Origin of the sequence: Sphingomonas endophytica (assembly GCF_001476895.1) — a bacterium.
Lineage (GTDB): Bacteria > Pseudomonadota > Alphaproteobacteria > Sphingomonadales > Sphingomonadaceae > Sphingomonas > Sphingomonas endophytica_A.
Window position 1 is genome coordinate 1 of the sequence record NZ_LDTB01000061.1, and the last position, 7,879, is coordinate 7,879.

A 7,879-nucleotide genomic window follows, 5' to 3' on the forward strand; every position below is an offset into this window, starting at 1 on the left:
CGACATTCCCATTTCCCGATCGATTCCGAGAACGACGATGCCGTCTCGCTGGCCGTTCCTCAATCGGGAAGATCATCTTTCGCGCACATCATCGAGATAGCTTCGGCCGATACGGAGCGTCGCGCCGTCAGGAAGCACGACGGACCAGACGCCGCCCCCTTCGTGTCGCAGACCAGCGACCAGATCGCGCCGGACGATCGTAGAGCGGTGGATGCGCCGGAACAGAGGAGCGGGCAGCCGGGTGGCGATGTTCTCCATCGTCTCGCGCAGCAGGTGCGACCGGCCTTCGACATGCAGGCGCACATAGTCCCGCTCGGCTTCGATCCGCTCGACCGCAGCGAGATCGAGGCGGACCAGATCGCCCCGATGCGATACCCACACATGGTCCTCCACCGCCACGTCGTCGGTGGAGCGTCCGGCCAGGAACGCCCGCGCGCGCGTCATCGCCAGCACCAGCCTGTCGGGTTCGATCGGCTTGAGCAGGTAATCGACCGCGCCTACGTCGAAGGCGGCGAGCGCGTGCGCGGTGAAGGCGGTGGTGAAGACGATCGCGGGTGCGTGGGTGTCACGCGGTAGTCGTCGTGCCGCTTCCATACCGCCGATGCCTGGCATGGCTATATCGAGGAACAGGATATCGACCGGTCGCTCGCGCAAGGCCTCCAACGCGGCCTCGCCGCAGTCGGCTTCGCCGGCGACATGCAGGCCCATCTCCGCGCAGAGCAGGCCAAGCAGGCGGCGGGCCGGTGCCTCGTCGTCCACGATCAGCGCGGAAAGCGCGCGATCAGCCATGCGTACTGGCCATCGGGATCGACACGATACTATCCCACCCGCCTTCGACCGCGCCGGCCGAGATTGTGACGCCAGCGCCGAAGCGTGTGGCGAGCCGCGCTTTTGCGTTCGCCAAGCCGATGCCGGTCGACGGCAAGGGAACAACATGCCGGCGAACCGCGGTGCCCGACGCACGATCGGTCACATGCAGGTGGAGCGTCCCGCCCTCGCACTGGCCCCGAATGCCTATAGTGACCGGTGCGGTAGTAGCGCCGAGGCCATGCTTGACCGCGTTCTCGACCAGCGGCTGAAGGACGAGCGGCGGCAGCATAATGCCGTGCAGCGACGCGGGCACGTCGATCTCGACCGACAGCCGGTCGCCGAACCGAGCCTGCTCGATGGTGAGGTAGAGGCGCTGGAACTCCACCTCGTCGGCAAGCGGAATATCGGCGACGGGATCCTCGACCAGCCCCGCCCGGAAGAAGGCCGCCAGGTTGCGGATCATCGCGCCCGCGGCCCTCGTCTCGCCCCCCGCCACCATCGCCGCGAGCGCGTTGAGGGCGTTAAACAGAAAATGCGGATCGACCTGTAGCCGCAGCATCGCCAGCCGGGCGTCGCGCGCTACAGTCTCGGCAGCCGCCCGCTGGCGCTCGACTGCGCGCACCTCGCCGACGACTCCCAGCGCCAGGAGGAACGCGGCCCATGCGGCAAAGAAGAAGTACCAGGTGACGAAGCCGTCCGCGATGGCGGTCCGCAACACCGCGCCGTCCTCCCATCGGGCGAGGTCGGGCAACACCGAGGGCACGGGGAGCCAGCGGTAGAACAAGAAGCTGTTGAGCGCCGCAAACAACATCGCAGCGGGCGCGCACGCCAGAAACGCTGCAGCGGCGCGGATCGGCAGGCGCACCGATACCATGCGCCGCAGCCCCATATGGATGCACCAAGCGAGTCCGACGCCGACCAGCGTCATGCCGAGCCGGCGGGCCAGCATCCCGCCCTGATCGGGCCAGCCCATGACCAGCGCTCGCCCCGTGACGAGCGCGAGCCACACCGCCCAGAAGCCGGCGATGCTGGCGAGGGCAAGGCGGGTGGACACCGGAATGGCGACGGCAGGACGAGCGGGATCGTGCATGGCCGGTATGTCTAGCACGTCCCTCGGTCCTGCCACCCCACGTCGCACGACGCCCATCGCAGCGTGACGACGCCGGTCGCTCCGCGCTCGACGCTCACAGCATGACCCGCGACATATCGGTCATCGAACAGGGGAAGATGGCGATGAGAACGACGAAGGCGGTCCGAACAGGTGTGCTAGCGCTGCTGCTTGGCACGGTGGCAGGTCGGGTGATAGCAGGCCCGCCGGTCGCCGGGCCGGCCCCGTCGCTCGATACCGCATTCGACCGCGCCGCTGCTGTCGTGAAGGCCGCCGGCTTGCCCGGCGAGCTGGTCGTGACCGACGCCGCCGGCGCGGAGAGGTCCGCCGCGTTCGGCATGGCTGACCGGGCGGCGAACAAGCCGAACCGCGTCGGTCAGCGTTGGCTCTGGGCGTCGGTGACTAAGCAGGTGACGGCAACGCTCGTCATGCAGCAGGTCGCGGCGGGCCGAATGGCGCTCGACGCACCGATCGGCCGCTACCTCCCCGACTTCGGCGGCGACCGCGCCATCACCGTTCGCGAACTGCTCCAGCATCGCTCCGGCCTTCCCAACGCGTCCGACACGACCGCCGTCGATGGCGTGCCCAGCTTCTACCGCGAGGCGGGATCAGGAATCGGCGATGCCGCCCGCGCCGCCGGCTTCTGCTCGGGCAAGGCCAAGGGCTCGCGTGGCGGCCAATGGGAGTACAACAATTGCGATTACCTCGTACTCGGCGCCGCGCTCCAGGCTGTGACCGGTCGCAGCTATGCCAGACTCGTCGAGCAACGCATCGCGGGCCCCTTGCGGATCAGGACGTTGCGGCTCGCCCGCGACGGCGCGTCGCACGGAGGGGCGGCGGCGACCGGCTACGACGGCGCCGCGCCCGTGCCGGCGATGAACGTCGCCACGGGTGGTGCCGCCGCGGCACTGACCGGCAGCGCCGGCGACCTCGCCCGCTTCGATCGCGGTCTGATGACCGGGCGTCTGCTGGGTCCCGTGGCTCGCACCGCTGCCTGGGCGGGCGACACCAAGCTCGGCTTCATGGCGCTCGGCGTCTGGTCGTTCCCCGCGCGCCTGAAAGGCTGCACCGCGCCGGTCCAGCTCGTCGAACGGCGCGGGGATTTCGGCGGCACCCAGGTCCGCAACGTCATCGCGCCGGCGCTGGGCCGCGCCGTCATCCTGTTCACCAACGACGCCTCTGCCGAGTTCGGCGAGGTCTGGCAGGGCAAGGGCCTGACCTTCGACCTGCTGTCCGTCGCTTTCTGTCCTCCCACCGCTTGAAAGGCATTCCCATGACCCGTTCTACCTATCGACTGCTCCTCGCTGTCGCGCTTGGCGCCATCGCGCTTCCTGCCTTCGCTCAACAGAAGACCGATCTCTCCGGCGAGTGGACAGTCGATCTCCGCCCGACGCCGCAGGCGCCGGCCTATCTCAAGCCCATGACGCTCGCCGTCGCGGCGGACGGGGCACTGACCGGCGCGTTCTATGAGCATCCGATCGACCTCGGCCGGGCCGGCGCGACCAACGGGCGTCCGTGTTTCGCCTTCCGCACCCAGGACGCTTCCGGTCCTTATCAGACATCGGGTTGCCTCGTCGGTGACCATATCGAGGGGCAAACGTGGTCGGAGGGCCGACGCTTCGTCCTGACGTGGCAGGCCACGCGCACCCGCAAATAGGTTGCGGCATCAGCCGAACAGCCAGGTGCCGAGCAGCCGATGGAACGGAAAGGTGAAGAAGCCGGCGACGAGCAGCGCGCCGATCACCATGCCGTGAACGGCGCGGCGATGCCGGGCGACGTTGTGGTGGCGCGCCGTCCACCAGATCAACGGCACCTGCACCAGCGTCCACAGCGACAGGAGGTGGATGACGCTGAACCGCCCGGGCCCGGAAACGTGGATGAACAGGGAGGTGATCGCCGTCGCCAGCATCGCCGCGATCCAGACCTTGCCGATCGTCCGATGACGCCGATCGCCCCGCACCCGCAGGAGCATGACCGGCGTCAGCGCGGTCGCGACGAGGATCGTTGCCAGATGGACCCAGATCAGGGGCGGCACCATGTGCCATTGCGCGTGGCCACGGACGATCGCGACCACGGCCGCGGCGAACAGCATAGCCGCGCCGATCGACAGCACCCGGTCGATCCGTTCGGGGCGCACGACCGGCGTGCGTCCAAGAGAGAGGTGAAACGCAGACGCCATCACCCTTGCTCCGCCTCGACCGGCCTCATCCCACGGTTGCCGAGCCGGGTCAGGATCAGAAGGACGAACGGCGTCACCACGATCATCGCGACCAGCCCGGCCGCTGGCGACACCATGCCCGCCGCAAACCCCGCGCCGGCGATGACGATCGGCGACCACATGGAGCGGCGTAGTTGGCGGGCGTCCTCCGCAGCCTCTGGATCGTCTCGAGACAGGTGGCGCAGGGCGACCTTGATGACCCGCACGTTGGCGAGGCCGACGACCAGCAGGTAGGCGGTGTAGAAGCCGATCGCGACGCGCAGCAGCGAATAGTCGCTCAGCACCGCGGTCGGGAACGGCATGAAGGCGATCGCCATCAGCAGCAGCAGATTGGCGCGCACCAGCGCCGGATCGGCCGCATCGATCATCGCCATGAGGCGATGGTGGCCGGTCCAGAAGCGTCCGATGACCAGGAAGCTGATGATGAAGCCGATATAGTTCGGCAGCAGGTCCACCAGCGCCTGCGCCAGCGTGCGATCAGTCGCCGCGTGCAGCTCTGGTAGGCGAACCTCGATCACCAGCAGCGTCATGGCGATGGCGAACACTGCGTCCGAAAAGAAGGTCAGCCGTTCGAGCTTCGCGTGTTCGCGATCATTTGTCATCGTCACCCCCCGATCCGGCATCTTCACCGCCTGCCTTCGTAGAGGCAAGGCTAAGAACGTGACGACCGCGACAGAAGCGCCCTTCTCGCATCACCGTTGGCGGGTGAGTTGTGAGAAGCCCTCCGCTCTCCCGTTATTCGATCCCAATGAGAATCAGTCGATGCGATGATCGGGAGAACAGCGCTCAAGGCACGCTCAGCTTCGAGGAACCTTCACGCAACCACCGAGTTTGACAACGAGCTGTCGTATTGGAATGGTGCTGTCTAGTGTCCGAACAGATCACTGAAGTGCGTGAGCTGGCAATAGCGGTTTTCGCTTCGAGCGGTCGATTGATCGCGACTGGCAATGAACGCGTCGCGCATCTCGGTCTCACCAGCGCATGGTGGCAAGTTTTGGGTGCACTGCGTTATTCGCCGGTTCCGCTACCCACCGCGTCCATCGCTCGCAACATGGGCCTGACCCGGCAAGCTGTGCAGCGCATTGTCGATCTCCTTGCCGAGCGCGGCATGGTCGCGTTTGAAGACAATCCGCATCATCGACGCGCCAAGCTCGTCGTCCTTACCCGGGAAGGTTTGGCTGCTGTTACCAGTGCCGAACAAGCTGTCGCGACCCTCGACAGGGAGATCGCTGACAGGATCGGGCGTGAACGTATCAAAGACGCCACCCGCATTCTCGGCGAAATGAACGCCATCCTGACCGAGTGGCTGGACCGAACGGAGGCATCCCCTTCCCCCAACAACGCTTCGTGAAAGGAGTTGTGACGTGATTTTGATATCAGGGGCGACCGGTGGCATCGGTGGAGAAATTTGTCGACTGCTCAAGGAAACAGGTACGCCGTTTCGCGCCTTGTGCCGCAAGGGCGAGCAGGTGCAAGACTTTCAGAAGAAGGGCATCGATGCCATAATTGGCGATTTCGACCGGCCAGAGACGCTGGCATCCGCCCTGCGGGGCATTGAGACCATGTTTCTCATCACGCCGCCTACACCCCAGCAGGTCGACCAAGAGACAGCTGCGATCGATGCTGCTCAAAAAGTGGGGGTTGGCCGAATTGTAAAGATCTCCGCGTCTGACAGCAACGTGCTATCGCCCGTACCTTGGGCAAAGTCCCATGCCCTCATCGACCACCATTTGCGTGCATCGGGGATCAACTGGACGATCCTGAAGCCGACAGCATTCATGCAAAACTTTCTCTGGTTTAAAGATCCAATCACCAAGGGATTCCTGCCGCAGGTGACAGGCAGCGGCTCAGTTTCGTGGGTCGATACGCGCGACGTCGCTCGCGTGGCCGCGACCGTGCTGACCCAAGACGGTCATGAGGGCGCAACCTATTTTTTAACCGGGCCGGAGACGATCGACATGAAGGAAGCATCATCCCGCTTCTCCAAGGCTATCGGCCACAAGGTGCGCTACCTCGACCTTCCGTCACCGCTGTTCTGGCTCATCCTTCGCCTGACGGGAAACTCAAATTGGATGGCAAAGGGACTGGTAGTGCAATTCGCTGATGTCGTCGCTGGTCATCACGACATCGATCCGACCTTTGAGATCGAGCGTCTCACCGGCAAGCCACCGCACACGTTCGGAGATTTCATTCAGGATCATCGCAAAGAATTTGCGCGTTAGGCTCGAATCTAGAGCCATTTTCTAACAACCTTATCCCTATCCGCCCGATCCGGAGATATTTCCCGTGCCGTCTTCATCTGAACCGCTCACCGGCCACACCGCAGTCGTCACGGGTGCCAGCTCAGGTATCGGCCTTGCGGTGGCCGAGGCGCTTGCGTTCGCTGGCGCTTCTGTCGCCATAACATACCATTCTCATGCCGAGCCGGCTGATGAACTTGCCGCTCGGATCAACGCTCAGGGCGGTCAGGCTATAGCCGTCAAGGCTGATGTCTCGCAGGAAGCGGACGTCCTTCGCCTTTTCGATGAGGCGGTGTCCGCTTTCGGTCGTGTCGACGTGCTCGTCTCAAACTCCGGAGTACAGAAGGATGCCACCGTTGCCGATATGTCGCTCCAGGATTGGAACATGGTCATCGACATCAACCTCACCGGGCAATTCCTGTGCATGCGCGAAGCCGTAAGGCGGTTTCGCACACAACCAAAGGGCGGGCGGCCGGCGCGTAGCGCTGGCGCGATCATTGCGATGAGCTCAGTGCATGAGATCATTCCGTGGGCCGGACATCTCAATTATGCTTCGGCCAAGGGCGGTGTACGGATGCTGACGCGGTCGCTGGCACAGGAAGTCGCAGCCGATGGTATCCGGGTCAATGCCGTTGCGCCCGGTGCCATTCGTACGCCAATCAACAAAGAAGCGTGGGACAGCAAAGAGGCGCTGACCAAGCTTCTGCGTCTTATCCCCTATGGTCGTATCGGCGAGCCAGAAGATGTTGCTCGAGCGGTCCTCTGGCTGGCTTCTGATGCAGCGGACTACGTCACCGGAACAACACTCTTCGTCGATGGTGGCATGTCACTCTACCCGGAATTTCGCGACAACGGCTGACCCGCTTCGACCATGACTGGTCGGGCTGGTGATACCCCGAATTGCTGGCGCGTCCAGCTCGGGTACATCGGTGGTTATCTCGGTTCGCTGTCATGTTGACGGATCAGGGTGTCGACAGCCTCGCCATCACCACAGCCCGCGCGCGCATTTCGAGGCGATGACGTGACCCCCGGGTTTCATCCAGCCGGGACCAGAGACCGGCGGTTGTTGTGGCGCGCGAGCGCATCCGAAGCAACGGCCTGGACGCGTCCAGGCCGTTGCTTCTCGATCTCGGAGGCGAAGGCCGCCGGGGTGGCGTAGCCGAGCGCGGAGTGCGGCCGCTCGGTGTTGTAGTCGTCGGCCCATGCCCGGACCACGGCGCGGGCATGCGCGAGGCTGAGGAACAGGGTCTCGTTGAGCAGCTCGTCGCGCATGCGCCCGTTGAAGCTCTCGACATAGCCGTTCTGCATGGGGCGGCCCGGCGCGATGTAGTGCCACTCCACCTTTGCCTCGCCCGACCAGACCAGCACCGCGTTCGAGGTCAGCTCGGTGCCGTTATCGCTGACGATCATGCCAGGCCGGCCGCGCTCGGCAACCAGGTCGACCAGCTCGCGCACGACCCGCTTGCCCGAGATCGAGGTGTCCACCACCGCCCGCAGGCATTC

General features: G+C 64.9%; 10 protein-coding genes. 5 read left to right on the plus strand and 5 right to left on the minus strand.

What is annotated here, in order from left to right:
• Positions 1 to 72: 72 nt before the first annotated feature.
• A complete protein-coding gene (locus NS334_RS13660) occupies positions 73 to 789 on the minus strand; it encodes a LytR/AlgR family response regulator transcription factor (protein ID WP_058756512.1) in 717 nt (238 codons plus the stop codon).
• Positions 782 to 1,900, minus strand: coding sequence for a sensor histidine kinase (locus NS334_RS13665; protein WP_193753104.1), 1,119 nt, complete (start codon positions 1,898 to 1,900; stop codon positions 782 to 784). Before NS334_RS13665 ends, NS334_RS13660 begins: the two co-directional genes overlap by 8 nt.
• 101 nt (positions 1,901 to 2,001) lie before the next feature.
• On the opposite strand from NS334_RS13665, the gene NS334_RS13670 reads away from it, so the two are divergent.
• Positions 2,002 to 3,180 carry a serine hydrolase domain-containing protein gene (locus tag NS334_RS13670; protein WP_083500484.1) on the plus strand — a complete coding sequence of 393 codons (1,179 nt, stop codon included), beginning with the start codon at positions 2,002 to 2,004 and terminating at the stop codon, positions 3,178 to 3,180.
• A gap of 11 nt (positions 3,181 to 3,191) precedes the next feature.
• On the plus strand, positions 3,192 to 3,575 hold the full coding sequence (locus NS334_RS13675; protein WP_058756515.1) for a hypothetical protein: 384 nt from the start codon (positions 3,192 to 3,194) through the stop codon (positions 3,573 to 3,575).
• A gap of 9 nt (positions 3,576 to 3,584) precedes the next feature.
• Here NS334_RS13675 and NS334_RS13680 read toward each other — a convergent pair whose 3' ends face one another.
• Together NS334_RS13680 and NS334_RS13685 are read right to left on the minus strand one after the other, a co-directional pair.
• A complete protein-coding gene (locus NS334_RS13680; RefSeq protein WP_058756516.1) occupies positions 3,585 to 4,097 on the minus strand; it encodes a DUF2306 domain-containing protein in 513 nt (170 codons plus the stop codon).
• The gene (locus NS334_RS13685) at positions 4,097 to 4,738 is read right to left on the minus strand and encodes a TMEM175 family protein (protein ID WP_241491955.1); all 642 of its coding nucleotides are present in this window, start codon (positions 4,736 to 4,738) and stop codon (positions 4,097 to 4,099) included. The genes NS334_RS13680 and NS334_RS13685 overlap by 1 nt, the downstream gene beginning before the upstream one ends.
• A 266-nt stretch (positions 4,739 to 5,004) precedes the next feature.
• Here NS334_RS13685 and NS334_RS13690 point away from each other — a divergent pair, with 266 nt between their 5' ends.
• The 3 genes from NS334_RS13690 to NS334_RS13700 all read left to right on the plus strand — a co-directional run bounded on the left by NS334_RS13690 (position 5,005) and on the right by NS334_RS13700 (position 7,235).
• Complete coding sequence (locus tag NS334_RS13690; protein WP_058717130.1) at positions 5,005 to 5,487, plus strand: MarR family winged helix-turn-helix transcriptional regulator; 483 nt, start codon at positions 5,005 to 5,007, stop codon at positions 5,485 to 5,487.
• A 13-nt stretch (positions 5,488 to 5,500) separates the two neighbouring features.
• Entirely contained in the window at positions 5,501 to 6,358 is an 858-nt protein-coding gene (locus tag NS334_RS13695) for an SDR family oxidoreductase (RefSeq protein ID WP_058717129.1), read from the plus strand.
• A gap of 64 nt (positions 6,359 to 6,422) precedes the next feature.
• Complete coding sequence (locus NS334_RS13700; protein WP_058756518.1) at positions 6,423 to 7,235, plus strand: SDR family oxidoreductase; 813 nt, start codon at positions 6,423 to 6,425, stop codon at positions 7,233 to 7,235.
• Between the two features lie 176 nt (positions 7,236 to 7,411).
• Here NS334_RS13700 and NS334_RS13705 read toward each other — a convergent pair.
• A partial coding sequence (locus NS334_RS13705) for an integrase core domain-containing protein (protein WP_241491956.1) occupies positions 7,412 to 7,879 on the minus strand: 468 nt, incomplete at its 5' end.